Here is a 26961-nt window from a genome sequence, read left to right on the forward strand (position 1 = left end):
TGGACTGAGGCAAGCGGCAGCACGCAGTTCTTGACGTGGACCAGCCAGGAAAATATATTTTCCTGGTAATGTTCAGGCTCCTGAGGCACACCGGCACGATCGCCGGCGGGTTTGCCGAGGGGATCCACTCACAGAACAACCGGGCTGCCCGATGTCGAGATTCACCCTGTCCACACTGGCCCTGACGATGCTGGCGTCGGCCGCCACGGCGGCTGAGCTGCCGCTGTACCTGATGGAAGTGCCGCCGCTGACGATCAATTCGCCCGACCGCAAGGGTATCGTCGGCGACGTCGTGCTTGAAGCGATGAAACGCGCCGGCATCGAGCCCAGGCTGATCGTCGAACCCAGCCCGCGCGCGATGGCCAATGTCCAGAACAAGGACAACGCGCTCATCATCCCGCTCGCACGCCTCAAGGAACGCGAGGACAAATACACCTGGATCGCCCCGGTTGCGCGCGTCAGCCGTGCCTTCTTCAGCCTCGGGCAACGTGCGGACAGCTTCGACGACGCGCGGCAGCAATTTCACGCGATCGCCGTATCGCGCGGCAGCGCCGGGCTCGATATCCTGCTCGAACATGGTTTTAGCCGCGATCAGATCGTCGTGGTCAACCAGGGCCTCTCCGCGCCCCGGATGCTGCTGGCCGGCCGGGTCGACGCCTGGTACAACCTGGTGCTCGAATCCCAGGTGCTGTTCAAGCAACTCGGCAAGCCGACAGCCCCGATGGGTGCCCCGCTCGGCTCCAGCGACCAGTACCTGGCCTGCTCGAAAACCTGCGACGAGCGCGTGGTGGCAAGGCTCGCCGAGGAAATCCGCGCCATGCAGGCGGACGGCAGCGCCCGCCGGATCGCAGCGCGCTACGACGACGACTAAGCTGATCGCGTCGCCGTCAGCCGCGTGCAGGGTAGGCCGGGATGCGCCACAGCCGGTCAACAAGAGTATTGGCGTTGAACTGGTGTCCGGATTCGCACGAATGCCCGTGCCGCCGCGCCCCCCGAGAGCCACGCCGCTATTCACCCGCCTTGCGGAACAACTCTGCGTATAGCTCACGCATTCTCGCCAGCTGACGGGCATCGGGCTCGGCTACGCCATAGCGGAAACGCTCGAACAGCAAGGTCAGCTCTGTCGCAGCCGCCTGCATCGGGCGCCGGCTGGAGACTGCCTGGCTCAGGAACTCGCGGGTATTCGCCGTCTTGGCGCGGGGTGCATCGTGCAAGGCAAAAAGCCGCTCCATTGCGCGATAAAACTGGATTGCGCCACGGCGCCCCGCCGCATGTCGCTTGAGCCTGGCGATGTACAGGTAATCGAATCGCGTCCGCAGCCAGGCAGCCGTCCGTATGTCACGGAACATGGCCACCATGCCCGCAGCCAGCAGAATGAGCAACAGCGCGAACAGCGACCGGAGTATCGCCTCCAGGTTGTCCTTCAGCCACTGCCCCATGCGCTTCAGCTGATCGGCGAGCGTCGCGGAGACAGAGGCCCACGCTGGCTCGAGCGTGTCGCTGATGTCCGCCATGCGACGGATCGCGCTGGACTGCCATACGGGCATCCCTTTTTTCGTGGCGGCCTCGCGCATCCCGCCTGGCGTCGGCCATCCTCTCCACGGGGAAAGCGCCTCATCCCATTCGTTCCCGCCATCCCGCTGCGATGCATTGCCGTCGCCGCTGCCTGCCCCACCCTGCCGTGAAGCGTCGGCGAAATCCGACTCGTCGAGCCTGCCCAACACACTCTTCTGGCCGTATTTCGATGCGAGATAGGGCCAGCTGGCTTGCGGGGTAAGCGCATACAACAAGCCCGCCAGGGCCAGAATCATGACCGTGGCGACGGTGGCCGCCGCCCCCTGGCCCGCCAGCCCGGTGTCTTTCAGGCTGCCGGCCCGAACATGCTGCGCCCGGCGGCCGATCTGCTCCGACACCAGCGTAAACACCACGGCGACCACGTAGGGCACGAGGTAGAACAGCATGGTCCAGTCGGCGCGATCATGCGAGGCCGCAAAAATCACCATGACGACGGACACCAGCCGTCCCATGTGCAACTGCCGGCGTGTCGTCGTCACGCAGTTCTGCGCGCCCTTGGCGAGCGCCAGCGTTCCCCGCGGGCTACGCCGAGCCGCAGATCGGCATGGTCGCGGGTCGCGGCGGCAATGGCGGTGATGTAGCGCGCCACATCGGCGTGAATGTGGACGGCCTTCACGGCCTCCCGCGCGGCAAGGATGTCGCGTTCACCGATGACGGCGGCCAGGGTATAGATTGGATGGGTCTGCGCCTGCGCCGCCAGTATCCGCAACTCCTCGTCCTGCGTCGGGTAGCCGACGTGCAGACGGGCGAAGAATCGGTTCCCCATGGCAATATCTGGCAGCGGCACCAGGCCGTGCGGACGCGCGAAGACTAGCTTGGCGCAGGTGCCGACGGCAAAATCGACGCATATTATGCCGGATTGGAAATCGCGGCTCACCAGACAATCGCGCCCTTTGGCGACCGAGGGGCCGCTCAACGTCCCCGTTCTCTTCGCGCCGGGCCCACTTTAAGTCGGCACACTCTAATTCGGCCCGCTGCGGGCAGACAGCCACCGGCAGGCCGGCACCCCGGCTTGCCAAACGCGGACGGCAGCGGTCGCCAAGCTGTGCTACGTTGCATGAAGCTGCATGCGGCCCACCGCGCCAGCCGCACCGCGAGCGGCAGAAACGGCAACCGTCCTGGCCGCCTGGCGTATCATTGCCCACCCGCTCACGGTGTCGGCCAGCCGCTTGACCCGCGTCAATGGCGCGCCGCCGCAACCTTGCCACGATAACGTTTTGACCGATAGGCGCACCATGACCACTTCGCCGCTACGCCCCCTTGCCGTCCCTCCGCTGGCGCCCCGCGCCTGGCTGGTGGCGGGTTGGCGCAGCTATCTCGCCCAGCCGGCGGTCAGCTCGGCCTATGCGGCGCTGTTCGTACTGGCCGGCCTGTTTGGCAGTGCCATGGCGTGGCGTTTCGATCTGCTGCCGATGCTCTACCCGCTGGCGATGAGCTTCATGCTGGTGGGGCCGGTGGCGGCGACCGGGTTTTACCGCCTGTCCGCCGCGCGGCGCGCGGGGCAGCGCCCCGGCCTGGGCGAGGCGCTGCAGGCGTGGCGCGGGCATGCGGAGTTGTGGGTGCTGGCGATCTTCAGCGGCTTCCTGTGGCTGATCTGGATGACCGATGCGGCGATTCTCTACGGCCTGTACTTCGGCTCGTCCCACCCCGGGCTGTTGCCGCAGTTCGGCTTCGAGCGCACCTGGCCGGCCTTCTCCGTGTTCGCCACGCTGATGTGGCTGCTGGTGGGCCTGATCATCTTTTCGGTCAACGCACTGTCGGTGCCCTTGCTGTTCGAGTCGCGGCTGAGCCTGCCGCTGGCCGTGGGCTGCAGCGTGCGGGCGATATTCGGCAACCCGCTGGCGATGTTCGGCTGGGCCATCGTGCTGACGCTGGTGGTGCTGGTGTCATTCATCGTGCCGCTGCTGTTTCTCGTCACGCTGCCGGTGCTCGCCTACGGCAGCGAGGCATGCTACCGCGACATCTATCCGCCGCCGGCATGAGCGCCCGCAGGCCGGTAATCGCCGCTAGCGCAGCGCGGTGGCCTGCAAAATGGCCGTGGTCGCGCCCTCGGCGTCGATCAGCGTGAGCAGGTCGCCGTCGATGCGGTAGCGTGCCGTCCGTTCCAGCGCATGGGTGAACGCGGTTTCGGTGTCCATGCCGTTGACGCAAGCCATCATGGTAGTAGCAACATGGGCGAAGCGCAGGCTGTCGGCCTCTTGCTCGTAGCCGCCGAGCATGCGGTTGCAGCCGGCAAAGCCGTGCATGCGCTGCTCCTTGCTGGCCAGCACCAGGTGTGGCTCACGCTGACCCGAGGCGGGCAGGAAAGGCTGGCCGCCGACCTCGCGCAGACGCCAGTAGGTATCCTTCAAGCGCCAAGCTGCCTGCGTGTCGCGGCTTTCGCCGATGGCGGCGCGGCACTCGACCGGGTCGCCCTTGCCGCGCGTCCAGCGCAGTTCATCCTCCTTGCCGCGCAGGCTGTACCGGCTGTTGCCGTAATGAAAGCCGGACCCGGCCGGTCGCGCGGGCAGCACCACGTCGCGCCCGCCCGGCAGGCGCAAGGTGGCGTGCTGGCCGTCAACGGCGAACAGCACCTGGATATTGGGCGGCTGCGCGCAGCGGTAGTCCACCAATTTGCCTTCCTGCGCCTGGGCGGCCGTGGCGGCGGCCATGGCAAGCAGCGCCATCAGCTTGATCGTCATGATGCATCCCTCCTGTAGCTCGCTTTGCAGTCTAGCAGCCAGCCCGGCTTGAGCAATGACAGCCAGCCGGACGGACGCGCGACAACCGGCCGCCCGGCCGCGCAGCACATCGCCACATGATCACAATGCCGCTTGCATTATCATGGCAGCCGTCGCCATCGTTTTCCGGACCACCCATGCCGCATAACCCCGCCAAACCCGACGTCGAGATCCGCGACGTGCAGCTGCTTTCCGACAACTGGTATTTCCTGCGCAAGTACACCATCGATTACCGCCGCAGCGACGGCAGCTGGCAGCGCCAGATGCGCGAGGTGTACGACCGCGGCAACGGCGCCACCATCCTGCTCTACAACCGCGAGCGCCAGTCGGTGGTGTTGATCCGCCAGTTCCGCCTGCCGACCTATCTCAACGACTACCACGGCATGCTGATCGAGACCTGCGCTGGCCTGCTCGACGCCGACGACCCGGAAACCTGCATCCGTCGCGAGACCGAGGAGGAAACCGGCTACCGCGTGCGCCATGTGCGCAAGGTGTTCGAGTCGTTCATGAGCCCGGGCGCGGTCACCGAGCGCATCCACTTCTTCGTGGGGGAATACGAGCCTACGGACAAGGTCGAGTCCGGCGGCGGCATCGAGCACGAAGGCGAGGACATCGAGGTGCTCGAACTCAAGCTGGACGAGGCGCTGGCGATGATCGAGCGCGGCGAGATCGTCGACGGCAAGACCATCATGCTGCTGCAGTACGCCAAGCTGCACGGGCTGCTGGGCTGAGCCGGGCGCCCGGGCTCAGCCTGCGGGCCAACACCGGCGCGGCCTGTAGCCTGGCTGCAGGCCGCGCCCATGGCTCACTCCGGCGATGCGGCGAGAGTCGGGCAAAGCTGGGCGGTGGCGTTCATAACGCCAGCCCGTCGCGCTGGTCGGCGGTGCAGGCGCGGCGTTCGAGCCAGGCCGCGATGCCGGCGGCGGACAGATACGAGGCAAACAGCGACACGGCCATCGCCGTGGTCGTCGGTGGCGGCGGCGCGACGATCGCGTACACCTGCGTCGCCACCAGCAGCAGCGTCAACAGCCAGGCTGCCCGCGCCTCGCGCCGTGTCGGCCGCGCCACGGCCAGGTAGCCGAGCAGGCCCAGCACCAGCAGCGACAGCTCGAGCCCGTTGGCGAACGCCGGATAGTTCCACAGGCTGGTGCCGAGCCGCGGCTCGGCACCGTGCAGCGTCATGTCAGGGCGATGGATGATCACATCGAGGAACCAGTGCGACAGCACGGTGAGGCTGACGATGAAGGCCGCGCGCCGGTTCTGCAGGCAGCGCATCGTGACGAAATAGGCGAGCACCGCCCAGCCCGCGTTGCCGAGCAAACTGTGGGTGAAGGGCACGTATTCGATGACCAGCGGGTTGCTGGGCAGCGAGAAATCGAGCGACACGCGCTCGATGCCGAACAGCAGCAGCACGTCGAGCACGATGTCGACGGCCTGCGCCGCCAGCAGCACGGCCCACCACGGCAGGCGCGGCGCCAGTGTCTTGGCGGCGAAGCTCGCCGAGTAATGTCCCGCCAGCATGGTGTCTCCCTTGTGATTATTTGAGCTGCTTCAGGCCGCGCAGCATTCTCAACAATAGCAGCAGGCTTGCCGGCCGGCGCAGGCTGACGCCGCGCAGCAGCTGCCTGAGCAGCGTCAGCGCGTCGAAATACACGCGCTCGCAGACGAGCCGCTCGCCCTCGAAGATAAAGAAGGCCGTCATGCGGCACACGAAGGTCTGGCCGGTGGCCGGCAGCCCGTGGTAGGCGCCGTGCTGCGTGCCGGACAGCGTGAATTCGACGACGACCGCATCGTCGGTATGGCGCAGCGAGATCAGCTCGTTGCGCTGATCCGGGAAGGCCCGGCGCGAGTCGCGGTAATAGCCGTTGACGGCGTCGTGGCCGTCGTACACCTCTCCGGTGGCGACGATTTCGTAATGCGGATGCGGAAAGGTCGATAACACGCTCTCGAAATCGAGCAAGTTCTCATCGGCCATGTGGGCGCGCACGATGGCTTCGCGCCGGTTGCGCAGATCGATCTGGATGGTCATGGTCAGTCCCGCCCGCAGCTTGCGGGCAGCCTCGGTAATTGGTCAAAATGGGCCTGCAGCCCGACAACGCCCGCATTCTCGGATAGATGACCGATACCGTATTGACGACACCGACAAGCCGATTGACCGCAGCGACACGCTACGGTGTCGCGATGCACTACGTGCGCCTGCTGCTCGACTACGCGGCCGAACGCGGCCTCGCCGCCGAGCGGCTGTGGCTCGCGGTGGGTGCAGACCCGGCATTGCTCGGCGACGCCGATGGCCGGCTCGATTTCGACACCTTTCTCAAGCTCTGCGGCTGGCTTGCCCAGGAACTCGACGACCCCTCGCTGGGCCTGCACCTGGGCCAGTCGATCAAGCCCGGCTACTACGGCCCGCACGGCTTCAGCCTGATCAGCTGCGGCAACGCGCGCGAGCTGATGCGGCGCTCGATGCGCTATTCCTCGCTGGTACTCGATGCCTATCGCAACGAAATCAAGCAGGATGGCGATACCATCGTGCGCTACTGGCGCAGCAATCTGCCGCTGACGCATGAAGACGGCCGCCGCATCGACGAGCAGAGCATGGCGGCCTGGATCACCCTCGCCCGCTGGATGCTCGGCGACGACAGCATCGCGCCGGACTGGGTATCGTTCCGCCACCCGGCGCCGGCCGGGCTGGCCGCCTACGAGGCGCTGTTCCGCTGCCCGCTGCGCTTTGCCGCCGAGGATACGGCCGTGGCCTTTCCGGCGCGCTATCTCGACCGCGCCCTCCCGCAGGCCAATGCCCAGGTGGCGCAGATGATGGACGCGCTGTGCGCGCAGCTGCTGCAGCGCCTGCAGGCCGAGCGCAGCCCGGCCTGGCTGGCCGATTGCGAGCGCACCATCGTGCGCTCGTTCGAAGGCCAGGTGCCCGAGCTCGCCGGCATTGCCGCCGCCATCGGCATGGCACCGCGCGAGCTGCGCCACCGTCTGGCCGAGCACGGCCTGAATTTCCGCGAGCTGGCCGACCGGCTGCGCCACGAGCTGGCGCGGGACTACCTGGCCAAGCCCGCCCTGAGCCTGGTCGACATCGCCTATCTGCTGGGCTTCTCCGAACAGAGCGCTTTCCAGCGCGCCTTCAAACGCTGGGCGGGCTGCACGCCGGGCGAATACCGCCGCAACGGTGGCAACGCATAGCGATTCCAGAATATGTAAGTGATTCGTTAGTCTGGCCGCAATATGCTGATCTGGATAGCAAATCCCCGGCCATGCCTATCATCACAGGAGGTCGCATCATGTGCACACGTGTTCATCGCCACTCCATCTTCTGCATCCTGCCGCCCCATATCCTGCGGGCCATCGCCACGAACTCGGCGCAACAGCCAGAACGCGAGGCCGCGCTGAGAACCCTGTCGCTCGACAGCACCTTCCGCAGCCTGCGTCTTGCCGGCGGCATCCCCACCGGCCGGCCGCACATCGCCCGCCTGGGCGCGGAGGAAGGCAGCAAGCAGCGCACCATCTACAGCGCCAACGGCCACCAGGACCTGCCCGGCGAAATCATGCGCAAGGAAGGCAGTACGCCGAGCAGCGACGTGGCCGCCAACGAAGCCTATGACGGCTTGGGCTCGACCTATGACTTCTACTGGGAAAACTTCGCCCGCCATTCGATCGACGATGAAGGCATGCCGCTGAACGCCACCATCCACTATGGCAGCAAGTACAACAACGCCTTCTGGAACGGCGAACAGATGGTGTTCGGCGACGGCGACGGCGCCATCTTCGAACGCTTCACCAAGTGTCTCGATGTCATCGGCCATGAGCTGACGCACGGCGTGACGCAGGACGAAGCCGGCCTGATCTACCAGTTCCAGCCCGGCGCGCTCAACGAGTCGGTGTCGGACGTGTTCGGCTCGCTGATCAAGCAGTTCCAGCTCAAGCAGACCGCCGACAAGGCCGACTGGCTGATCGGTGCGGGGCTGTTCACCAGCCGCATCCAAGGCAAGGCGCTGCGCTCGATGGCGGCACCGGGCACGGCCTATGACGACCCGACGCTGGGCAAGGACCCGCAACCCGCTCACATGCGCAACCTGGTGCGCACCTTCGAGGACAACGGCGGCGTGCACATCAATTCGGGCATCCCCAATCACGCCTTCTACCTTGCCGCCACCAAGCTCGGTGGCTACGCTTGGGAAAAGGCCGGCCGCATCTGGTACGAAACACTGAAGGACGCGCGCCTGCGGCCGAATGCCGGTTTCTCGCGCTTCGCCAAGCTGACCGTATCGGTTGCCGGCCGCCTCTACGGCGCAACCAGCTCCGAAGCCAAGGCTGTCGGTGATGCATGGAAGGAAGTTGGCGTCAGGACCTGATGCCGGGCGCCGCCGCGGCCACCACCGCGGCGGCCTCACGGGAGGGAAGATGGGAAGCGATACGGACAAGCCCTGCCAACTAGCGCTCTCGCTGGCTGAAAAAGGCGGCCTGGCCTTCATCCCAGGCTTGAACAATGTCGTCACCCGCCTGTCCGGCGACCAGCTCGACGCGGCCGGGCGCGTGGCCCTGCTGGCCGCCGTCGAAGCGGCGGGGCTCGCCGAGCTGCCCGCGCGCGCGCCGATCCCAGGCAAGGGGGCGGACTACAAGACCTATGCGCTCGACGTGGAGCTCAACGGACGGCAGCTGAAGGTCGAGTTCAACGATCTGACCCTGACGCCGCCGCTGGCCCACCTGCTCGAACTCATCCGCAGTCTGGCGGCCGCGCACAGCAGTTGAGCCTTCGCTACAGCCACCCGGCCTGCTTGAAGCGGCGCCACAGCAGCACATCCAGCACCATCATCAGCAGCACGGCAGCCGGGTAGCCGTAGGCCCATTTGAGCTCGGGCATCTTGTCGAAATTCATGCCGTAGATGCCGGCGATCATCGTCGGCACCGCGAACAGCGCGCCCCAGGCGGCGAGCTTCTTGGTGATGGCCGAATCGTCGAGCGAGATCATCGACAGGTTGACCTGGATCGCAGTGTTGAGCATGTCGCGGATCGCCTCGATGTGCTTCGAGATGCGTTCGAGGTGGTCGTATACGTCGCGGTAGTATTCCTGCAGCTTGACGCAGACCTGCGGCACGCGGCCGCCATAGAGCCGCGAGGTGGCCTCCAGCAGGGGCGCGACGCTGTGCTGCACGGTCATCAGCTTGCGCTTGAGGTCGTACAGCTCCTCGATGTTGACGCGCGTCGAGGAGCCCTTGCTGAAGATGCGCGCCTCGATGCGTTCGAGCTGTTCTTCGAGCTTGTCGATGATCGGGAAGTAGCGGTCGACCACCGCATCCATCAGCGCGTACAGCACGAAGCCCGAGCCGTGCAGCAGCAGGTGCGGCTCGCGTTCGCAGCGCGTACGCACATTGAGGAAGCCCAGGTTGGAGCGGCTGCGCACCGACAGCACGTAGTTGGGGCCGGCAAACACGCAGACTTCGCCGACGCTGATCTCGCCCGCGTCGTCCATCTCCAGCAGGTGCAGCACGACGAACAGCATATTGCCGTATTCCTCGATCTTGGGCCGCTGGTGGCCCTTGCGCGCATCCTCCACGGCGAGCTCGTGCAGGCCGAACTCCTCGCGCATCTCTTCGAGCTCGTAGGGCTCCGGGTCGCGCAGCGCGACCCAGACGAAACAGTAAGGCTGGCCGACGTAGTCGCTGATATCGGGCTTGCGGATGTCGGCGAGCTTGTTGCCGTCCTGATAGGCGGCACAGTTGATGAGCATGGTGGCGGGTTTCCTGGCTGAATCGCCGCCATCATATGACGGCGGCTGCCGTCATACCACCCACTCGGTATTCGCGCTGCGCCAGGCCTCGCACTGCAGGCGCACCACGTCGCTCAGCGACTGGCTCGTGGCGAAGCGCTCGCGCAGCCAGGCGGCATCGGTCGCCATGCGCACCGCCCGACCGCGCAGGTAGGCGAGCGCATCGACGGTGCCGAGCTCCCGCGCCGTCTCCGACAGCCTGTCGAACGTCGCCAGCAAGTCCTGCCGCAGCTCGGGCCTGGCCAGCGTCTCGACGTCGCAGAGCGTGCCCGCCAGGCCGAAGCGGCAAGCCTGGAAGCGGTTGAAGGCATAGGTCTGGTAGGTGTCGGGGTGCGGCGCGATCTCGGGGTGCGCGAGGAAGTAGCCGGCCAGCGTGCGGGCATAGGCAGCGATCGCCACGGCCGTTTCGAGCTGCAGCGGCGTGTCGCACACGCGGATTTCCACCGTGCCGTATTCGGGTTTGGGGCGGATGTCCCAGTAGAAGTCCTTCATGCTGGCGACGATGCCATAACCGCTCATCTTGCCGAAGTAGTCTTCGAATGCCTGCCACGACGCCACCATCGGCATGCAGCCCGACAGCGGAAAGGCGTTGATGCTGGTGAGCCGCGACGAATGGAACAGCGTGTCGACCCCCTGGTAGAACGGCGACGAGCACGACAGCGCGATGAAGTGCGGCATGTAGCGCGCCAGCAGGTGGGTCAGCCTCACCGCCGCATCGCCGTCGGGCACGCCGATGTGGATGTGCTGGCCGTAGACGGTGAACTGCTTGGCCAGGTAGCCGTAAAGCTCGGATACCAGCAGATAGCGCTCTTTCGGGTAGATCGCGCGGTCCGCCCAGTGCTGGAACGGGTGCGCGCCGCCGCCGCCGATGCCGAGGTTGAGCTTGTCGGCGGCGCCCAGCACGATGTCGCGGATGGCGATCAGCTCGGCCAGCATCTCGCGGTGGCTCTCGTGCACCCCGGAGGCGATCTCGAGCATGCTCTCGGTGATCTCGGGCTTGATGTCATAGCCCTTGTTGCGGCGCTCGATCAGCGCCAGCAGGTCGCGCGCGCCACGCGTCAGGTTGTAGTCGCGCCGATTGACGATCTGCAGCTCGAGCTCGATGCCGAACGTCAGTGGTTTGGATGGCTTGAAATCGAGCATGGCTTACCTCCCCCCGGGCAACTCGTCGCTGAGCACCAGCGCCCGCCGCATCACCAGCGGCCCGAGCAGCTCGACGAAGACCAGGGCCGACACCATCATCGCCGACAGCTGCGGGCCGAAATTCGGGTAGTCGCCCGCCGCGCTGAGCAGCACGATCGTCACCACGCCCGAAAGCGGGAACAGGCTCAGCCCGAGGCACGCCCCCTTGCGCCAGCTGATGCCGTTGAAGCGCGCCAGGGCGGTGGTCAGCGTCACAGCCACCAGGCTGCGCAGGGCGACGAAAGCCAGCGCCAGCCACCAGTATTCGCTCAGGTAGTAAAGCGTGAGCTGCGCTCCGGCATACACGAACAGCATCACGCACAACAAGGTGTCGAGCGGGTGGATGTCGGCCTCGGCCAAGGGCAGCCTGGCACGGCCGCTCTGCGTGGCGACGCCGAGAAACAGCAGCGCGATCAGCGACGACACGCCGAGCATGCTGCCCAGCGCCACCAGCAGCGCCACCACGGCCAGCACGAAGGCGGCCAGCAGGCCGCGCCGGTCCGGCAGGTAGGGCAGCACGGCAGCCATCACATGGGCCCCGGCCCAGCCCAGCAGCACCGCGCCGAACAGGCGGTAGAGCGGCGACAGCAGCCACTGCGCCCAGTCAGCCTGGTTTTCCAGGTGCCACCACGAAGTGCCGATGGTGAACAGCACGATGGCCAGCGCGTTGCCGATCGCAGTCAGGTGCAGCATGCGCTCGGTCACCTGCCCCTCGGCGCGCAGCTCGCGCACCAACATCAGCGCGATGGCGGGCGAGGTCGTCATGCCGAGCACGGCGACCATGGCGGCCGGCGGGCCGTCAAAACCAAGATAGCGCAGGCCGCAGAACAGCGCGGCGAACACAGCGCCGCCAGTGAGCACGCCGGTCGCCAGCAGCCAGCGTTCGCGCAGCAGCCAGGCCAGGTCGATGCGCCGGCCCAGCTCGAACAGGATCAGGCCGAGCGCGATGTCGACGACGAAACGCAGGTCGGCCAGCGCGCCGAAATCGAGCAGATTGATGCCCGCGGGCCCGACCAGCAGCCCGGTCAGCATATAGCCGGTCAACAGAGGCAGATGCAGCAGCCGGTGGCTCAGGGCCGCGCCGAGCACGCCGGCGGCAAGCAGGATGCCGACGCCGAACACGCCGACCTCGGCCGGGCTTGGCCGCCAGCTCAACACCGGTAACAAATCGAAAGGCATGACTTCACCCCCAAGGCTGTTGTTGGTTTCATGGTGGGATGAACGCATCGGCCCAGCGGCGGGGCCCGTTCTGCTTGTGCGGCTGAAAGCCGCTACCAGGGCGGATTGAAGAGGCGTGTCGTGGTGGTTGACGTCCCTGATCTTTAGTTTGAACCCCATCGCGGCGATTTAGTTCCACCCACGCGGCGCGGCGCGCTTTCGGCTAAGCTGCAGGCTGCCCGCCACGAGAACCCGCCATGCAATTCGAATTCGCCACGGCTACCCGCATCGTATTCGGCAGCGGCCAGGCCGCCGAGCTGCCCGCCATCGCCGCCGGGCTTGGGCGCCGCGTCATGCTCGCCACCGGCAGCCGCCCCGAGCGCCACGCCGGGCTCGCGGCCGCGCTGGTGGCGCAGGGCCTGGCCGTCACGCCGTTCGCGGTCAGCGGCGAGCCGACCACCGATGTGGCCGAGCACGGCGTGAGGCTGGCGCGCGATGCCCGGTGCGACATGGTGATCGGCATCGGCGGCGGCAGCGTCCTCGATGTCGGCAAGGTGATCGCCGCCATGCTCAGCAACGGCGGCGCGCTGTTCGACTACCTCGAGGTGATCGGCCGCGCCCAGCCGCTCGCCTGCCCGGCCGTGCCCTACATCGCCGTGCCGACCACCGCCGGCACCGGCGCCGAAGTCACGCGCAACGCGGTGCTCGGCTCGCCGGCCCATGGCGTCAAGGTGAGCATGCGCAGCCCGCACATGCTGCCGCGGCTGGCCTTGATCGACCCCGAACTGATGCGCTCGATGCCGCCCGCGCTAACGGCCAGCAGCGGGCTCGATGCGCTGACCCACGTGATCGAGCCCTTCCTGTGCAAGCAGCCCAACCCGCTGACCGACGCGCTGTGCCGCGATGCGATCGTGCGCGCCGCGCGGGCGCTGCCGGCCGCCTACCGCGACGGCGACGACCTGGCCGCGCGCGAGGACATGGCCGTGGTCGGCCTGTTCGGCGGCCTGGCGCTTGCCAACGCGAAGCTCGGCGCGGTACATGGCTTTGCCGGCCCCTTGGGCGGCATGATCGACGCGCCGCACGGCCTGCTGTGCGCGCGGCTGTTGCCCGTCGTGCTCGATACCAACCTAGCGGCGCTGCGGGCACGTGCGCCGGACAGCCCGGTGCTAGCCCGCTTTGGGGAGCTGGCGCGCCTCGTCAGCGGGGATGCCACGGCAGAGGCCGACGCTTGCGTGGCCTGGGCACACGCGCTGTGTCGCGAGCTGCAGGTGCCCGCGCTGTCCTCGTTCGGCCTCGCCCCGGCACGCATCCCCGAGGCCGTCGCCAAGGCGCGCCAGGCCAGCAGCATGAAGGGCAACCCGATCGTGCTCGACGACGACGAGCTCACTCGCCTGCTCGAACGCGCCTGCTGAGCCGTATCCGTCCCGGCACCCAGGCCTGCCGGATTGCGTCCCCGGTACGGCGGCCCGCAGCCGGGCGCCCATGGCCCGAGCGGCCCGCTCCGCCCCGGCCTTGAGCACGGCACGGCGGGCGACAGCCGCTCACACGGCGCGGCTGACGATCTGGTACACGATCTCTCCCACCAGCGCGAACGCGGGCGACAGCAGCAGGCTCGACCAGGCGTAGCCCGATGCGCCCGGCAGCAGCACCGACAGCGCGGGCTGGTCCGGGTGATGGCGCACGGCCACGCTGCTGTGCAGCGGAAAGCGCGCCACCAGCCGGCGCGAGAACGCGAGCCCGGGTGCGGAGCCGAAATGCACACGCCAGCCAGTATAGGCCTTGCCGCCAACCTGGTAGCGGTATTCGATCTCCATCATCCACCGGCTGGATACCTTGCTGCCGTTCGTCAGCGGCGAGAAAACCTGCACCCTGGAACGCGTCATGGTCCCCGTTGCGGTCGGCCAGCCGGCACTGCGATAGGCGCGCGACAGCGACAGCAGCGCAAAGGCGAGCGGCACGATGGCAAACACGGCGATGAGAATGACTTCGGCGATGGGCATGGTCAGGATTGGAGGTGGTTAGTCAGCGTGGGGGCGCCCCGCCCGAGGCGGGCCGGCGTATCGGCGGGGACCAACGCGGCGAGCGGCATGGCAAGGTCAATCGCACAGGTAGATGTCCACCCGCTCCTTGCCGCGCCCGATATTGTTGCGCTTGAGCCGGATCGCGCCGATCTCGCCGGTGTCCTTCACATGCGTGCCGCCACAGGGCACGCGCGAGAAGCCGTCGATCTCCCAGTAGCGGCGCTCGTTCGCCTCGTCCTCGAAGGCGCTGCGCACCTCGCGCTTCGATGCGATGATCGCGTTTGCCTCGTCGGCGATGGCGGGCAGCAGCGGTGAAATGCTCTGCGGCCAGGCGAAATCGATGCGCGCCTTGTCCTCGGCGATATGCGCGCCGATCTTTTCGACGCCGGGCAGCGTGCGGCCGATCAGCTCGAGCACCAGCTCCGCCGCGAAATGCAGCCGCATCAGCCGATAGCGGCGCGCCCAGTCGATCTCGACCTCGACGGACTGGCCCGGCGCCAGCCCATGGTCATCCGGCAGGGTGTAGACGATGTCCCGTCCGCGCTTGTGCGCCGCCAGTACCGGCAAGCCGGCGATGCTGCCGCGATCGCCCTCCTGCCCGCCCGAGAAGGCGAAGAAGATGGTCGAAGCGAGCCACACCTGCGTGCCCGCGACATCGCTGACGGTGGTGCCGAGCCGGGTCTGATACGGGTCGAGCCAGAATTGCTTGTGCGTCATGAGCTATCCTGCGTGTGGAATCGAAGCGCGGTGGCAGGCCACACACCTTGCCTGCAGCCGCTTCCAGGCCAGCCTGCTAGGGCCGGGCGGCGTCCGCCGGCGGGCTCGCCGCCGCGTGGCCCTGCCCGAGGTAGGCGCGCACCGCGTCAACGATGGCCTGGCACATGGCGTCCTGATTGTGCGCCTGCGATACATAGCGCTCGTCGTCCGGATCGACGATCACCCCCACTTCGAGCAGCACGGCGGGCACGCGGGTCTTGTGCAGCACCACGAGATCGTCGAAACGGTAGATGCCGAGCCGCTCGTTCAGCCATTCGCGCCGTTCACCCGCGATGTCTTCCGCGTGGTGCGGTGTCGGCGGGCGCCCCAGGCCGAGCAGGGCCTGGCCGAGTTGCTCGGCGAAGCGGTAGGCATCGGGGAAGGCCGGGTTGGCTTTCGACACGAAGATCGAATAGCCGCCGATCGGGCGCGTGGTCTGGTAGGCAGCCCCGCTCGCCAGCTCGATCTTCTTCAGATAGGCCAGCTGAGCCGAGTCGTGGTGGATCGCCAGGAACAACGCCGGCTGCTCGTCGTTGGCGATCGTGGCGCGGTCGGTCAGGCTCAGCGACTGGCCGGGCTCGCGCGTCAGCCTGACGGTGAACGAGGCCGCGCGTAGCGCATCGGCTAGCTTGGCGGCGAAATGGTCGTTGTAGACCACCTCGTACACGCCGCGCACGCCCAGCGCGCCCTGCTGCCTGGGCGTGTGGCCCGGGTCGAGCATGATGGTGGCGCCATCGCCGGCCAGCGCAGGCTGCAGCCCAAGCCAGGCCAGCAGCGCGATCAGCCCGCGGAGCTTGCCGCGGCCCATGCTCAGCTCCAGCTCTTGCTGCCGATCATGTCGTCGCGGCAGGTGCCGGACTTGCACTCGCGCAGGCGGTCGCGCAGGTATTCGCTGCGCTTGCGGTTGACGTCGTAGTTGCAATCGACGTTGATCGTGCCTGCCGTCGGCTGGCAGGTCTGATCGCGGTATTTCATCCAGTCGCGCTGCACGCTCAGCAGTTGCTTCTTCGTGCCCTCCTTGATCGCGCCGCGCAGCTCGTTGTAGACGCTGTTGAGCTCCTTGTCGGATTTGAGGAACAGCTTGCTGTAGCAGTAGGTCAGGTCGTAGCTGGTGGTGTATTTGTCGCACTCGCCTTGCGCCTGCGCGCCGTGAAAGGCGATAGCCAGCATGCCGGCGAGAACGCTACCGATCAGTCGTTTCATGTCGATTCCTTGTCGTTGAGTGAAGAAATTTGTCGCCAGCCGCGGCACCCGGTACGGCAGCAGGGTCAGCCACGCGTCGAGATTGTCGCCGATGCCGGGCCTACCCGGCATCGGGCCGAGCCGCAGCTCACGCCTGGTGAACTCGATACGGCCATAACGGTGACAACGGTCGCCCGGCAGCGGGTGCAGCGCCCGACCGCCAGCCGCACGAGTCCGCACAGATCGACACGCGGCCCTGCAGGAAAGCGGCATGCCAGCCATCGAGCATGGATGCGGAGGCGGAACCCGGCATAGGCGAATGATAGCAGCAAGCCAGCTGCCATTCAGGCGTGGCTTGGCGCTTATGCAGCCGTCCAACTATATTGGAACCACAGCACACAGGGAGCTAGCCATGGCCTCATACACGGTGGATGCCATCCGGTCGGTCGCGCTCGTCGGCCATTTCGATACCGGCAAGACCACGCTGACGGAGGCGCTGCTGTACCGCGCCGGCGCCATCGGCAGCCCGGGCACGGTGGAGCGTGGCGACACCGTGTGCGATTTCGACCCGCTGGAGAAGGACTACCGCCACTCGCTGAGCTTGGCGCTGGTCAATTTCAGCCACCAGGGCGCGGAAGTCCGCCTGATCGACACCCCGGGCTACCCCGACTTCATCGGCAACTCGATCTGCGCGCTGGCGGCGGCCGATACGGCGCTGATCGTGGTCAACGCCACCAACGGCATCGAGCTCACCACCACGCGCATGATGGACTGGGCCGCCCGGCGCCAGCTCTGCCGCATGATCGTGATCAACAAGATCGACGCCGAGCGCGTCGACCTGCCCAGCCTGCTCGACGAGCTGCGCGAGGCCTTCGGCAAGGAGGTGCTGCCGATCAACCTGCCCGCCGACCACGCCAACCGCGTGGTCGACTGCTTTTTCAACCCCGGCGGCGAGGCCGACTTCTCGTCGGTGGCCGAGGCGCACCGCGCGCTCGTCGACCAGGTGGTGGAGGTCGACGAGGAGCTGATGGCGCTCTACCTCGAACAGGGCGAGGTGGCGCCCGAGCAGCTGCATGCGCCGTTCGAGCGGGCGCTGCGCGAGGGCCATCTGGTGCCGGTATGCTTCGTCTCGGCGCGCACCGGGGCCGGCGTGGCCGAGCTGATGGACGTGCTGGTCAGGCTCGCGCCCAATCCGTTGGAGGGCAACCCGCCGCTGCTGGTCAAGGGCGAAGGCGAGACGGCGCTATCGTTCCATGCCGAGCCATCGCCCGACAAGCATGTGATCGCCCATGTATTCAAGGTGATCATGGACCCCTTCGTCGGCAAGATGGGCATCTTCCGGCTGCACCAGGGCACGCTGACGCGCGACACGCAGCTGTTCGTCGGCAGCGGCCGGAAGCCGTTCAAGGTCGGCCACCTGTTCCGCATCCAGGGCAAGGTCTATACCGAGGTCGACAGCCTGCTGCCGGGCGATTTCGGCGCCATCGCCAAGGTCGAGGAGATCGAATTCGATAGCGTGCTGCACGATTCGCACGACGAAGACCAGATCCACATGAAGCCGCTCGAATTCCCCACGCCGATGCAGGGGCTCGCGGTCGAGCCCAAGCGGCGCGGCGACGAGCAGCGCATCTCCGAGGTGCTGCACAAGCTGCAGATGGAAGACCCCTGCTTCAAGGTCGAATACCATCAGGCCACGCACGAAACCGTCATGCGCGGCCTGGGCGAGCTGCACCTGCGCTACATCCTCGACCGCATGGCCGGGCAATACCATCTCGAAGTCGCCACCCAGCCGCCGCGCGTGCCCTATCGCGAGACCATCACGCTGACAGCCGAAGGCCACCACCGCCACAAGAAGCAGACCGGCGGCGCCGGCCAGTTCGGCGAGGTGTTCCTGCGCGTGGAGCCGCTCGAGCGCGGCGCGGGCTTTCAGTTCGCCGACGAGGTCAAGGGCGGCGTGATCCCGGGGCAATTCATCCCCTCGGTCGAAAAGGGCATCCACCAGGTGCTGCTGGCCGGCCCGCTGGCGGGATGCGCCGTCACCGACGTCAAGGTGACGGTGTACGACGGCAAGCACCATTCGGTCGATTCGAAGGATGTGGCATTCCAGGCCGCCGGCCGCAAGGCCTTCATCGATGCAATCGGCAAGGCGCGCCCCATCGTGCTCGAGCCGGTGGTGGCGGTCGAGATCACCTGCCCCGAGCACGCGATGGGCGACATCACGGCCGACCTCACCAGCCGCCGCGGCCAGGTCACCGGCACGCAGAGCCTGTCGCGCGGCATGGCCATGGTGAACGGCCAGGTGCCGCTGTCCGAGTTGAGCAATTATGCCGCTCGCCTGAAATCGGTGACAGGCGGCCAGGGCAGCTATACCATGAACCTCAGCCATTACGACGCGGTGCCGCAGGATGTGCAGCTGCGGCTGGCGTCGGAATACAAGGCCGCCCCCGATGAAGACTGATTGTGAGGAACTTGGGTACACCGTCGTGTGTCTTTGAAGGAGTATGGACAAGGCAATCCCCCCGCTACCCGGCACGAGCGGCCCGGCCCCCGGCTTTTATGACCGGCGCGCCAGAAAGCCGCTGAAGATCGGCCTGTCGCCGCGCATCCTGAACGAAGTGCCGGTCGAGCTCGGCTTCAAGAACCGCAAGCTGCAATACCTCGAGCAGTCGATGGCGCACTGGGTGCTCGACAGCGGCGCGCTGGTGTTCATGCTGCCGACCGTTGTCACACGCGGCGAGCTGACGCCCGACGACATCGACACCGCCGATTATGTCGATGCGCTCGATGGCCTGGTGCTGCAAGGCGGCGTCGACATCTGCCCGGTGAGCTATGGTGAATCGAATCGCCACGCCGACCCCAAGTGCGACTCGGTGCGCGACGATTTCGAGCTGGGCCTGCTGCGCGGCTTCATCGCCCAGCAAAAGCCGGTGCTCGGCATCTGCCGAGGCATGCAGCTGATCAACGTGGCCTGCGGCGGCAGCCTGATGCAGGATATCGGCAGCGAGCTCGCGGCCTGCACCTCGCACAACAGCGCCGAGCTGTATGACCACAATATCCATGATGTGCGTTTTCAGCCCGGCAGCCTGCTCGAACAACTCTATCGCGAGGAACCGAAGCGCGGCGTGGTGTCGATCCACCACCAAGCGGTCAAGACACTGGGCTCGCGCCTCGATGTCGAGGCCATCAGCCCATGCGACGGCATCGTCGAGGCAATCCGCCTGCAAGGCCCGGCCTGGGTCGTCGGCGTGCAGTGGCACCCGGAATACCACGACCAGTGCTGCGAAGGCGTGATGCCCGCGGCACCGTTGCTCGATGCCTTCCTGGATGCGGCGCGGGCGCGGCGCAACGCGATCTGGCCCAAGCGCGACGACACCCCGTTGCGCGAGCCGGCGCACACCTGAGCCGCCAGCTTGAGCGTTTCGGCACCAAACCTGATCGCCTGCGCGCCACAGCCTGGCTGCGCGCAAGCGATACTGGCCTGACTTCAACCGCCCGGAGCCAGACCATGTCGCGTCATCATCTGCTTGTCGCAGCCAGCCTCGTTTTCGCCTGCTCGTCCGCCATGGCCGGCGAGTTTCGCATCTGGAGCAACGACATCGCCGGCGGCCGCCTCAGCAAGACCCAGGAATACAACGCCCACGGCTGCAGCGGCGGTAACCTGTCGCCGCAGCTGGCCTGGGCCGATGCCCCGGCCGGCACGCGCAGCTTCGTGGTCACCGTCTACGACCCGGATGCGCCAACCGGCTCGGGCTTCTGGCACTGGGTGGTGGCCAACCTACCGGCCGACAGCCAGCGCCTGGCGGGTGGCGCCGGCAGTGGCAAGGCCAGCCTGCCCGCCGGCAGCCTCGAAACGCGCACCGACATGGGCGTGCCCGGCTTCGTTGGCGCCTGCCCGCCAGCCGGCGAGCGCCATCGCTACCAGTTCACCGTGCATGCGCTCAAGGTCGATCACCTCGATATCACGGCGGATACCAGCGCCGCACTCGTCGGCTTCATGACACATATGAATAGCCTGGGCCAGGCGAGTTTCACTGCCACCTACGCACGCTGACCGGAGATGACCATGCCCGCCGCCCCTCGCCCGCCAGGGCAACGCGTGATCCTTGCCCGCGAGGGCCATGGCGCCAGCGGGCGAATCGTCGAGTACGGGCTGCCGGTGCTGCGCGGCATCGCCATCGACCACCCGAGCCTGATCGTCGTGCTCAAGGGCACCAAGACGCTGCGCTGGGATGGCCACAGCTGCCGCATCGAAGCCGGCGAGGCCGTCGCGCTGGCCAGCGGCGGGCTGTTCGATGTCGAAAATCATCCCGCGCCCGACGGCGAATACCAGGCCAGCTGGTTTGCCTGGCATGGCGATGCGCTGGCCGCCCACGCCCCCGCGGTCGGCAGTCGGCCGGTGCGCGACATGCTGCTGCTCGGCGCCGTGGAGCCCGCCTTCATGGCGAGCTTCGAGCATGCGCGCGAGGCAATCGGCGATGCGGTTGGCGTGCCCGATGCGATCGCCCGGCACCGCCTGGCCGAGCTGCTGGCGTGGATCGCGTTGCGCGGCGGCCATTTCGCGACGAACCCCCAGGCCAGCGTGAAACAACGCGTGCGCGCACTGCTCGGCCGCGCGCCGGAGCAGGACTGGAGCGCAGCCGCCGTGGCAAGCGCGCTGGCGATGAGCGAAGCGACGCTGCGCCGGCGCCTGACCGCCGAAGCGAGCTCGTTGACCAGCCTGCTCGTCGACGTGCGCATGTCGCTCGCGCTCAGCCTGCTGCAGTCGACCGATCGCCCGATCGTGCAGATCGCCCAGGATGCAGGCTACGCCTCACCGTCGCGCTTTGCCGTGCGCTTTCGCGAGCGCTTCGGCTTTGCCCCGACCGCCGTCAGGGGCCACCAGCGGGATGGCGCCAGCCGCCCCGGCGCGGCTTAAACTAGGCAGCCGATGGCAGGGCTGGTCCGGCGGCAGGAAACAGCAGCAGCACGCAGGAGCCCACGTCCCCGTCGCCCGGCTCGATCCGCAGGCTGGCGCCGTGCCGCGCGGCGATCTCGCTGACGATGGCCAGCCCGAGCCCGCAGCCGGGCTCGACCGTATCCGTACCGCGATAGAAGCGCTCGCACACCCGGCCGCGCTCGGCTTCGGCGATGCCCATGCCGGTATCGTTGACGCGCACGGCAACCTGCCCGCCCAGCAGCGCGACGCCGACGGTGATCTGCCCGCCTGCGGGCGTGTAGCGGATCGCATTGTCGATCAGGTTGGCCAGCAACTCGGCCAGCAACATCGGCTCGCCGGCGACGAGGGCCGGCGTCGCGCACAGTTTGGCGCCGAGATCGTGGCCACGGGCCAATGCCGCGGGCACCCAGTCGGCCGTCACCTGCTCGGCCACCCGGCACAGGTCGACCGGGGCCTGCGGCACCGCCCCATCCCCCTTGCTGTCGGCGCGCGCCAGCGCCAGCAGCTGCTGCACCAGCCGCACGCCGCGATCGACGCCGAGCCGCAGCTGTTCGAGCGAATGGCGCACCTCGGCCGGATCGCCCTGCGCCAGCGCGAAGTCGGTCTGCGCCTTGAGTCCGGCCAGCGGCGTGCGCAGCTGATGCGCCGCATTGGCGACGAAACGCTGCTGCGCCGCGAGCATGCCGGCGGTGCGCGCGAGCAGGCCGTTGAGCGCATCGATCAGGCCATTGAGCTCGGCGGGCGCGCCGCCACGGTCGAGCGGTTCGAGATTGCTGGCGGCGCGCGCACCGACCACCGCTTCGAGCCGGCGCAGCGGCGCCAGGCCGCGGCGCACGCCGAGCACGATCACGCCGACAGCGATGGCGATCAGCATCAGCTGCGGCAGCACCACGCCGCCGAGCATCTGCTTCGCCAGCAGGCGGCGCTTGCGTAGCGTTTCCGCAGTCTGCACCAGCACGCGGTGCGCGCCGAAGTCGAGCAGCATGGCCGACACGCGAATCGGCTCGCCACCGGCCTGGCTGTCGTAGAAGAACGGCTGGCCATCGCTGCGGCTCGGCTCGGGCAGCGAGATGTCGGCCGAGCCGTCGAGCCGCTGGCCGGTGCTCAGGTCGTCGACGCGGAAATAGATCCTGTCGTATTGGTCCAGCGTCAGCATGTGCCGCGCCACCGCCGGCAGCACGACGCTGACCGCCGAGTTCTCCAGCCTCACCTGCGCCGACAGCGTCAGGGTGTTGTCGAACAGGCCGCGGTCGTAGGCGGTGTTGGCGTACTTGAGTGCCAGGCTGTAGGTGATCGCGCCACCGAGCAGCAGTACGGCCAGCATCGGCAGCAGCAGCCAGCGCAGCAGCAGTGCGCGCAGCGAGCCTGCGCTAGTCGGCATCACCGGCCTCCAGCAGGTAGCCCAGCCCGCGCACGGTGCGGATCGCCGCCCCCGCGCCATCGAGCTTGCGGCGCAGGCGGTGGACATAGACCTCGACCGCGTTCTGGCCGATGTCGCCGTCCCAGCCGGTCAGCATTTCCTGGATGCGGTCCTTGCCGACCACGCGGCCGAGGTTCATCAGCATCAGCTCGAGCAGCGCGGTTTCGCGCGACGACAGTGCCAGCGCGCCATCGCCGACATAGGCGCGGCGCTCCTGCACATGCCAGCGCAGGCGGCCACAGCCGATCACGTCGGCCTGGCCGCGCCGCAGCAGGGCGCGCAGCCGCGCTTCGAGCTCCTTCAGGTCGAAGGGTTTGCTCATGAAGTCGTCGGCGCCGCAATCGAGGCCGTCGATCTTGTCCTGCACCGTGTCGCGCGCGCTCAGGATCATCACCGGCAGCCTGTCCTGCCGCTGCCGCAGGCGGCGCAGCACGGCCAGGCCGTCGAGGCGCGGCAGGCCCAGGTCGAGTACGACGATGTCGAAGCTGGTGGCCGCCAGCGCGGCATCGGCCTGCTCGCCGTCGCTCACGCAGTCCACGGTATAGCCGGCCTGGCCCAGTGCGCGCTTGAGCACGTCGAGGATGACCGGGTCGTCTTCAATCAGCAGCAGTCGCATGGTTTCGCGTCAGTAAGGTTTTTGTAAGTCGCGCGCCGTAGCATGTGTCTTATTGCATGTTTGGATCACTGATCCGGGCATCCGGCTGCGGGCCCCCGCAGCTTACCACTGGGCAGCTCGGCTTTGCTTTGGCATCGACCGCAGAGCCGCCACCCGGTGCCGGGCACGTTGTTAGCGGACAGCAGCCGGCCCCAGGTGGCGTGCTCTCCGGCTCGGGCCATGCGCGAGCCGGCATGTGCCCCTGAGGCTGTTCTCGTAAAAGGTCACACACGATGTCTTCCCCTCTCCCCCAAGCCGACGGCAAGAAACGCTGGTATCGCCATCTCGGCCCCTGGCTGCTGATGGCCGGGCCGGCCACGGTCGTCGCCGCCAGCCTGTTCACCGCCTGGCTCGCCTACACGCGCCAGGATGACATGGTCGAGTCCGACTACTATCAGGCCGGCGAGAGCGTGAACCAGACGCTCAAGACCAATCGCTACGCACTGCAGCAGCATCTGGCAGGCCAGCTGCAGTTCACCGGGCAAGGCGCGGTATCGCTCGACCTGGTGCCCTGCCCCGACGGCCACTGCCCGCCGAGCGTGACGCTCGCGCTGCGCCACCCGGCCAAGCACCAGTTCGACCAGACCATCCCGCTCGCGCTCGACGGCGATCACCACTACGTCGGCCACGCCAGCCTGCCGCCGGCGCGGCGCTGGTATCTGACACTCGGCGACAACGAGCACCGCTGGCGCATCGGCGCCGTGTGGGATACCGCCAAGGCGGGCGTCACTACGTCGGGCGCCACTGCGCCGGGCATCGTCACGCTGCATCCGCTGCAATCGGTGTCGCCGGAAGACGACTGAGCCGGCTGCACGCCGCCGATCGACCGCCAACGTCACAGCCATGTCCGTGCAAAAAAGTCTTACCCTCCCCTCGCTGGCGCCCGCGGCGAGCCTGCCCGAAACGATCGCGGGCCGGCTGCAGCAGGCGGTGCCGGGCCTGTGGTACATGCTGTTCCTCGTGCTCTACCTGCTGCCGGGCGTGGTCGGCCACGACCCATGGAAGCAGGACGAGACCTATTCGTTCTCGATGGTGCTGCACATCCTGAGCAGCGGCGACTGGGTGGTGCCGACGGTCGCCGGCGAGCCCTTCATGGAAAAGCCGCCGTTCTACTACCTGGTGGCGGCCGGCAGCGCCTGGCTGCTCAAGGGCTGGCTGCCGCTGCACGACGGCGCGCGACTGGCCTCGCTGCTGTTCATGGCGCTGGCGCTCTGCGCCGTCGACCGCGCCGGGCGCGCGCTCCAGCCACAGGCGCGCCATGCCGCGCCGCTGTTGCTGCTGGCCAATCTCGGGCTGCTGTTGCATGCCCATACGCTGCTGACCGACATCGGCCTGACCGCCGGCACCGCGCTGGCCCTGCTCGGGCTGTTGCGCCTGCCCGAGCGGCCGATGCTGGGCGCGGCGCTGCTCGGCAGCGGCGGCGGCATGGCGCTGATGACCAAGGGCCTGCTGATACCGGGCGTGCTCGGCCTCAGCATCGTCGCCATGGCGCTCGCGCAGCCGGCCTGGCGCCGCCACTGGAACGTCCGCATCGTGGCCGCCACCCTGCTGTGGGCAGCCCCGTGGCTGCTGGTGTGGCCGTGCGCGCTCTACCTGCGCTCGCCCGAGCTGTTCCACGACTGGTTCTGGCTCAACAATATCGGGCGTTTCTTCGGCTTCTCGGTGGGGCAGCTCGGGGCTGCCAACGAGCCCGGCTTCTATCTGCGCAACGTGCCGTGGTTCACCTTCCCCGCGCTGCCGCTGGCGGCCTGGGGCCTCTACCGCCGGCGCCGCGAGCTGCCGGGCCGGCACGACTGGCAGCTGCTCCTGGTGTTCAGCGCCATCCTGCTGGCCGTGCTGAGCCGTTCGGCCAGCGCGCGGGCGCAATACCTGTTGCCGCTCCTGCCGGCGCTGTCGCTGCTCGCCACGCTCGGCCTCCCCGCCGGCGCACACGCCCTGCGCTACCTCGGCCGCGCCGCGCTCGCCCTGTCGATCGCACTGACTGGCCTGGCCTGGCTCTTGTGGGCGAGCATCACCCTGCAGCTGCCGCTCGTGCCGCTGAGCTGGCTCGCGCACTGGCTGCCGCTCCACTACCGCATGCCGGTGCAGCCCGGCGCCATCCTGCTCGCACTGGCCTTACCCTTGCTGCTGCTCGCCGCAGGGCGACAGCTCGCCGGCAGGCTGCCGCGGCCGCTCCTGCATTGGGTCGGCGCGCTGGCGCTGCTGTGGGGCAGCGTGATGACGCTGCTGCTGCCGTGGATCGACGAGGCCAAGAGCTACCGCACGCCGCTCGTCGAGCTGTCGGGCGAGCTGCAAGGTCCGGCGGCTTGCGTCGGCCGCATCAATGTCGGCGAATCGGAGCGCTCGATGCTCGAATACATCACCGGTACCGTGACGAAGACCATCGATCCGCAGGGCGCCGCGCGCTGCCCGCAACTGCTGGTCGGTGGCCGCAGGCGCCACATCGTCGAGCCCGACGCCCGACTGTGGCAGCTGCGCTGGGAAGGGCACCGCCCCGGTGACGACAGCGAGTTGCTGCGCCTCTACCAGCGCCGCAATCAGGTCAGCGCCAGCCTTACAGGCCCGCCTCGATCTCGCGGCTGATGTCGCCGATCAGGCCGCGCAGGTAGCGGTGCGCCGGTGTGCTGTCGAGCCGGTGGTGCCACACCATGTTGACGGGGATGCGCAAGGTGTCGCGCTCGAACGGCTCGATCACGATATCCGGCAGCTCGCGGTAGAACATCGTGACGAGCTCGGGCAGCACCGATACCAGCGGCACGCCGCGCACGACCTGCGGAATCGCCGCGAGCCCGGCCGAAGTCGCCACCTTGTCGCGGCGGTAGTCATGCTCGGCAAAGAAGCGGTCGATCATGCTCGTGTCGTCGCCGACATAGCTGGTGGCGATATGCGCACAGGCGGCGAGATCGGCCAGGCTGGCCGGCTGTGGCAGATTCAAGAGCGCCGGGTTGTAGACGATGTCGAAATACGCGTCCATCTGCCATTCGCACCGGTGCCAGCTGCGCAGCGCGAGCGGCGCGCCGGCAATGGCCAGGTCGATCTCGTCGTCGTCGAGCGCCGCCAGCAGGCGGTCGAGCGGCAGCACCTCGCTGCGGATGCGGATGCCGGGCGCCTCGCGGCGCAGCCGTGTCAGCAGGGGCGGCAACCACAACAGCTCGAAATGTTCGGGAATGGTGATACGCAGCGTCGCCTCGGCGCGCGCCGGGTCGAATGCCTGCGGCGGGCTCAACAGCGCCTGCGCGTCCTGCAGCCAGGCGCTGACCTGAGGCGCCAGGGCCTGCGCGCGCGGCGTCGGCTGCATGCGCGTGCCGCTGCGCACGAACAGCGCGTCATCGAGCAGCTCGCGCAGCCGGGCCAGCGCGTGGCTCATCGCCGGCTGGCCGATGAACAGCCTGGCCGCGGCGCGGCTGACATGACCCCCCTCGCGCACCAAGGCGTCGAAGGCGACCAGCAGGTTCAGGTCCCAGTGGCGGAAATCGCCGTGGCGCAGGCCGTACGCCTCATTATCGATATCATTCATACCAGACATCATAGCAATCGATTTCTTGCATGACATGCGCGGCGCGACAATGGCCCAACTCCCGACCGA

General features: G+C 67.7%; 28 protein-coding genes. 13 read left to right on the forward strand and 15 right to left on the reverse strand.

The window, feature by feature from the left end:
• Window positions 1–151: 151 nt before the first annotated feature.
• Window positions 152–871, forward strand: a complete 720-nt coding sequence (locus ABWL39_RS08405) for a substrate-binding periplasmic protein (protein ID WP_367788992.1) — start codon at window positions 152–154, stop codon at window positions 869–871.
• A gap of 136 nt (window positions 872–1007) precedes the next feature.
• Here ABWL39_RS08405 and ABWL39_RS08410 read toward each other — a convergent pair whose 3' ends face one another.
• Both ABWL39_RS08410 and ABWL39_RS08415 read right to left on the reverse strand, forming a co-directional pair.
• Entirely contained in the window at window positions 1008–2054 is a 1047-nt protein-coding gene (locus ABWL39_RS08410) for a DUF4129 domain-containing protein (RefSeq protein ID WP_367788994.1), read from the reverse strand.
• A complete protein-coding gene (locus ABWL39_RS08415; RefSeq protein WP_367788996.1) occupies window positions 2051–2452 on the reverse strand; it encodes an AAA family ATPase in 402 nt (133 codons plus the stop codon). The genes ABWL39_RS08410 and ABWL39_RS08415 overlap by 4 nt, the downstream gene beginning before the upstream one ends.
• Window positions 2453–2810: 358 nt before the next feature.
• On the opposite strand from ABWL39_RS08415, the gene ABWL39_RS08420 reads away from it, so the two are divergent.
• Window positions 2811–3557, forward strand: a complete 747-nt coding sequence (locus ABWL39_RS08420) for a DUF2189 domain-containing protein (RefSeq protein WP_367788998.1) — start codon at window positions 2811–2813, stop codon at window positions 3555–3557.
• Between the two features lie 24 nt (window positions 3558–3581).
• On the opposite strand, the gene ABWL39_RS08425 is transcribed toward ABWL39_RS08420, so the two are convergent.
• Complete coding sequence (locus tag ABWL39_RS08425; protein ID WP_367789000.1) at window positions 3582–4256, reverse strand: META domain-containing protein; 675 nt, start codon at window positions 4254–4256, stop codon at window positions 3582–3584.
• A gap of 176 nt (window positions 4257–4432) precedes the next feature.
• Here ABWL39_RS08425 and nudK point away from each other — a divergent pair, with 176 nt between their 5' ends.
• A complete protein-coding gene (gene nudK, locus ABWL39_RS08430; protein WP_367789002.1) occupies window positions 4433–5026 on the forward strand; it encodes a GDP-mannose pyrophosphatase NudK in 594 nt (197 codons plus the stop codon).
• 121 nt (window positions 5027–5147) lie between these two features.
• Here the strand turns inward: nudK and ABWL39_RS08435 are convergent, their stop codons facing one another.
• Both ABWL39_RS08435 and ABWL39_RS08440 read right to left on the reverse strand, forming a co-directional pair.
• Window positions 5148–5816 (reverse strand): hypothetical protein, encoded by a 669-nt coding sequence (locus ABWL39_RS08435; protein WP_367789004.1) that lies wholly within the window; start codon window positions 5814–5816, stop codon window positions 5148–5150.
• A gap of 16 nt (window positions 5817–5832) precedes the next feature.
• Window positions 5833–6324: an ester cyclase gene (locus ABWL39_RS08440; RefSeq protein ID WP_367789006.1), complete on the reverse strand. Its 492-nt coding sequence runs from the start codon at window positions 6322–6324 to the stop codon at window positions 5833–5835.
• A gap of 86 nt (window positions 6325–6410) precedes the next feature.
• Between ABWL39_RS08440 and ABWL39_RS08445 the strand changes: the two genes are divergently transcribed.
• The 3 genes from ABWL39_RS08445 to ABWL39_RS08455 all read left to right on the forward strand — a co-directional run bounded on the left by ABWL39_RS08445 (window position 6411) and on the right by ABWL39_RS08455 (window position 9047).
• Window positions 6411–7481, forward strand: coding sequence for an AraC family transcriptional regulator (locus ABWL39_RS08445; protein ID WP_367789008.1), 1071 nt, complete (start codon window positions 6411–6413; stop codon window positions 7479–7481).
• Window positions 7482–7579: 98 nt separating this feature from the next.
• The gene (locus ABWL39_RS08450; RefSeq protein ID WP_367789010.1) at window positions 7580–8650 is read left to right on the forward strand and encodes a M4 family metallopeptidase; all 1071 of its coding nucleotides are present in this window, start codon (window positions 7580–7582) and stop codon (window positions 8648–8650) included.
• 49 nt (window positions 8651–8699) lie between these two features.
• Window positions 8700–9047 (forward strand): protealysin inhibitor emfourin, encoded by a 348-nt coding sequence (locus tag ABWL39_RS08455; protein ID WP_367789012.1) that lies wholly within the window; start codon window positions 8700–8702, stop codon window positions 9045–9047.
• A 7-nt stretch (window positions 9048–9054) separates the two neighbouring features.
• Here ABWL39_RS08455 and corA read toward each other — a convergent pair whose 3' ends face one another.
• The 3 genes from corA to ABWL39_RS08470 are packed head-to-tail and all read right to left on the reverse strand — an operon-like array spanning window position 9055 to window position 12426.
• A complete protein-coding gene (corA, locus tag ABWL39_RS08460) occupies window positions 9055–10026 on the reverse strand; it encodes a magnesium/cobalt transporter CorA (protein WP_367789014.1) in 972 nt (323 codons plus the stop codon).
• A gap of 51 nt (window positions 10027–10077) precedes the next feature.
• Window positions 10078–11208, reverse strand: a complete 1131-nt coding sequence (locus ABWL39_RS08465; RefSeq protein WP_367789016.1) for a YbdK family carboxylate-amine ligase — start codon at window positions 11206–11208, stop codon at window positions 10078–10080.
• Window positions 11209–11211: 3 nt separating this feature from the next.
• Window positions 11212–12426, reverse strand: coding sequence for a cation:proton antiporter (locus ABWL39_RS08470; RefSeq protein ID WP_367789018.1), 1215 nt, complete (start codon window positions 12424–12426; stop codon window positions 11212–11214).
• Window positions 12427–12662: 236 nt separating this feature from the next.
• Here ABWL39_RS08470 and ABWL39_RS08475 point away from each other — a divergent pair, with 236 nt between their 5' ends.
• A complete protein-coding gene (locus ABWL39_RS08475; RefSeq protein ID WP_367789020.1) occupies window positions 12663–13817 on the forward strand; it encodes an iron-containing alcohol dehydrogenase in 1155 nt (384 codons plus the stop codon).
• 129 nt (window positions 13818–13946) lie between these two features.
• On the opposite strand, the gene ABWL39_RS08480 is transcribed toward ABWL39_RS08475, so the two are convergent.
• The 4 genes from ABWL39_RS08480 to ABWL39_RS08495 all read right to left on the reverse strand — a co-directional run bounded on the left by ABWL39_RS08480 (window position 13947) and on the right by ABWL39_RS08495 (window position 16385).
• Window positions 13947–14405: a DUF3592 domain-containing protein gene (locus tag ABWL39_RS08480; RefSeq protein ID WP_367789022.1), complete on the reverse strand. Its 459-nt coding sequence runs from the start codon at window positions 14403–14405 to the stop codon at window positions 13947–13949.
• Window positions 14406–14501: 96 nt separating this feature from the next.
• Window positions 14502–15143, reverse strand: coding sequence for an alanyl-tRNA editing protein (locus ABWL39_RS08485; protein WP_367789025.1), 642 nt, complete (start codon window positions 15141–15143; stop codon window positions 14502–14504).
• A 76-nt stretch (window positions 15144–15219) separates the two neighbouring features.
• Window positions 15220–15990, reverse strand: coding sequence for an N-acetylmuramoyl-L-alanine amidase (locus tag ABWL39_RS08490; protein WP_367789027.1), 771 nt, complete (start codon window positions 15988–15990; stop codon window positions 15220–15222).
• 2 nt (window positions 15991–15992) lie between these two features.
• Complete coding sequence (locus ABWL39_RS08495) at window positions 15993–16385, reverse strand: lysozyme inhibitor LprI family protein (protein WP_367789029.1); 393 nt, start codon at window positions 16383–16385, stop codon at window positions 15993–15995.
• Window positions 16386–16776: 391 nt separating this feature from the next.
• Between ABWL39_RS08495 and fusA the strand changes: the two genes are divergently transcribed.
• The 4 genes from fusA (at window position 16777) to ABWL39_RS08515 (ending at window position 21279) form a co-directional block, all read left to right on the forward strand.
• The gene (gene fusA / locus ABWL39_RS08500; RefSeq protein ID WP_367789031.1) at window positions 16777–18822 is read left to right on the forward strand and encodes an elongation factor G; all 2046 of its coding nucleotides are present in this window, start codon (window positions 16777–16779) and stop codon (window positions 18820–18822) included.
• A gap of 43 nt (window positions 18823–18865) precedes the next feature.
• Entirely contained in the window at window positions 18866–19765 is a 900-nt protein-coding gene (locus ABWL39_RS08505; RefSeq protein WP_367789033.1) for a gamma-glutamyl-gamma-aminobutyrate hydrolase family protein, read from the forward strand.
• A gap of 161 nt (window positions 19766–19926) precedes the next feature.
• On the forward strand, window positions 19927–20415 hold the full coding sequence (locus ABWL39_RS08510) for a YbhB/YbcL family Raf kinase inhibitor-like protein (protein ID WP_367789312.1): 489 nt from the start codon (window positions 19927–19929) through the stop codon (window positions 20413–20415).
• Between the two features lie 12 nt (window positions 20416–20427).
• On the forward strand, window positions 20428–21279 hold the full coding sequence (locus ABWL39_RS08515; protein ID WP_367789035.1) for a helix-turn-helix transcriptional regulator: 852 nt from the start codon (window positions 20428–20430) through the stop codon (window positions 21277–21279).
• Between the two features lies 1 nt (window position 21280).
• Here ABWL39_RS08515 and ABWL39_RS08520 read toward each other — a convergent pair whose 3' ends face one another.
• Both ABWL39_RS08520 and ABWL39_RS08525 read right to left on the reverse strand, forming a co-directional pair.
• Window positions 21281–22681, reverse strand: coding sequence for a sensor histidine kinase N-terminal domain-containing protein (locus ABWL39_RS08520; protein ID WP_367789037.1), 1401 nt, complete (start codon window positions 22679–22681; stop codon window positions 21281–21283).
• Window positions 22671–23336 carry a response regulator gene (locus tag ABWL39_RS08525; RefSeq protein ID WP_367789039.1) on the reverse strand — a complete coding sequence of 222 codons (666 nt, stop codon included), beginning with the start codon at window positions 23334–23336 and terminating at the stop codon, window positions 22671–22673. Before ABWL39_RS08525 ends, ABWL39_RS08520 begins: the two co-directional genes overlap by 11 nt.
• 272 nt (window positions 23337–23608) lie before the next feature.
• On the opposite strand from ABWL39_RS08525, the gene ABWL39_RS08530 reads away from it, so the two are divergent.
• A complete protein-coding gene (locus ABWL39_RS08530) occupies window positions 23609–24178 on the forward strand; it encodes a FixH family protein (protein ID WP_367789041.1) in 570 nt (189 codons plus the stop codon).
• A 40-nt stretch (window positions 24179–24218) separates the two neighbouring features.
• A complete protein-coding gene (locus tag ABWL39_RS08535) occupies window positions 24219–25958 on the forward strand; it encodes an ArnT family glycosyltransferase (RefSeq protein WP_367789043.1) in 1740 nt (579 codons plus the stop codon).
• Here ABWL39_RS08535 and ABWL39_RS08540 read toward each other — a convergent pair.
• Window positions 25930–26892, reverse strand: a complete 963-nt coding sequence (locus tag ABWL39_RS08540) for a LysR family transcriptional regulator (protein WP_367789045.1) — start codon at window positions 26890–26892, stop codon at window positions 25930–25932. The genes ABWL39_RS08535 and ABWL39_RS08540 overlap by 29 nt on opposite strands.
• Window positions 26893–26961 lie beyond the last annotated feature (69 nt).

Source organism: Chitinivorax sp. PXF-14 (genome assembly GCF_040812015.1).
In the GTDB taxonomy this organism is placed as follows: domain Bacteria; phylum Pseudomonadota; class Gammaproteobacteria; order Burkholderiales; family SCOH01; genus JBFNXJ01.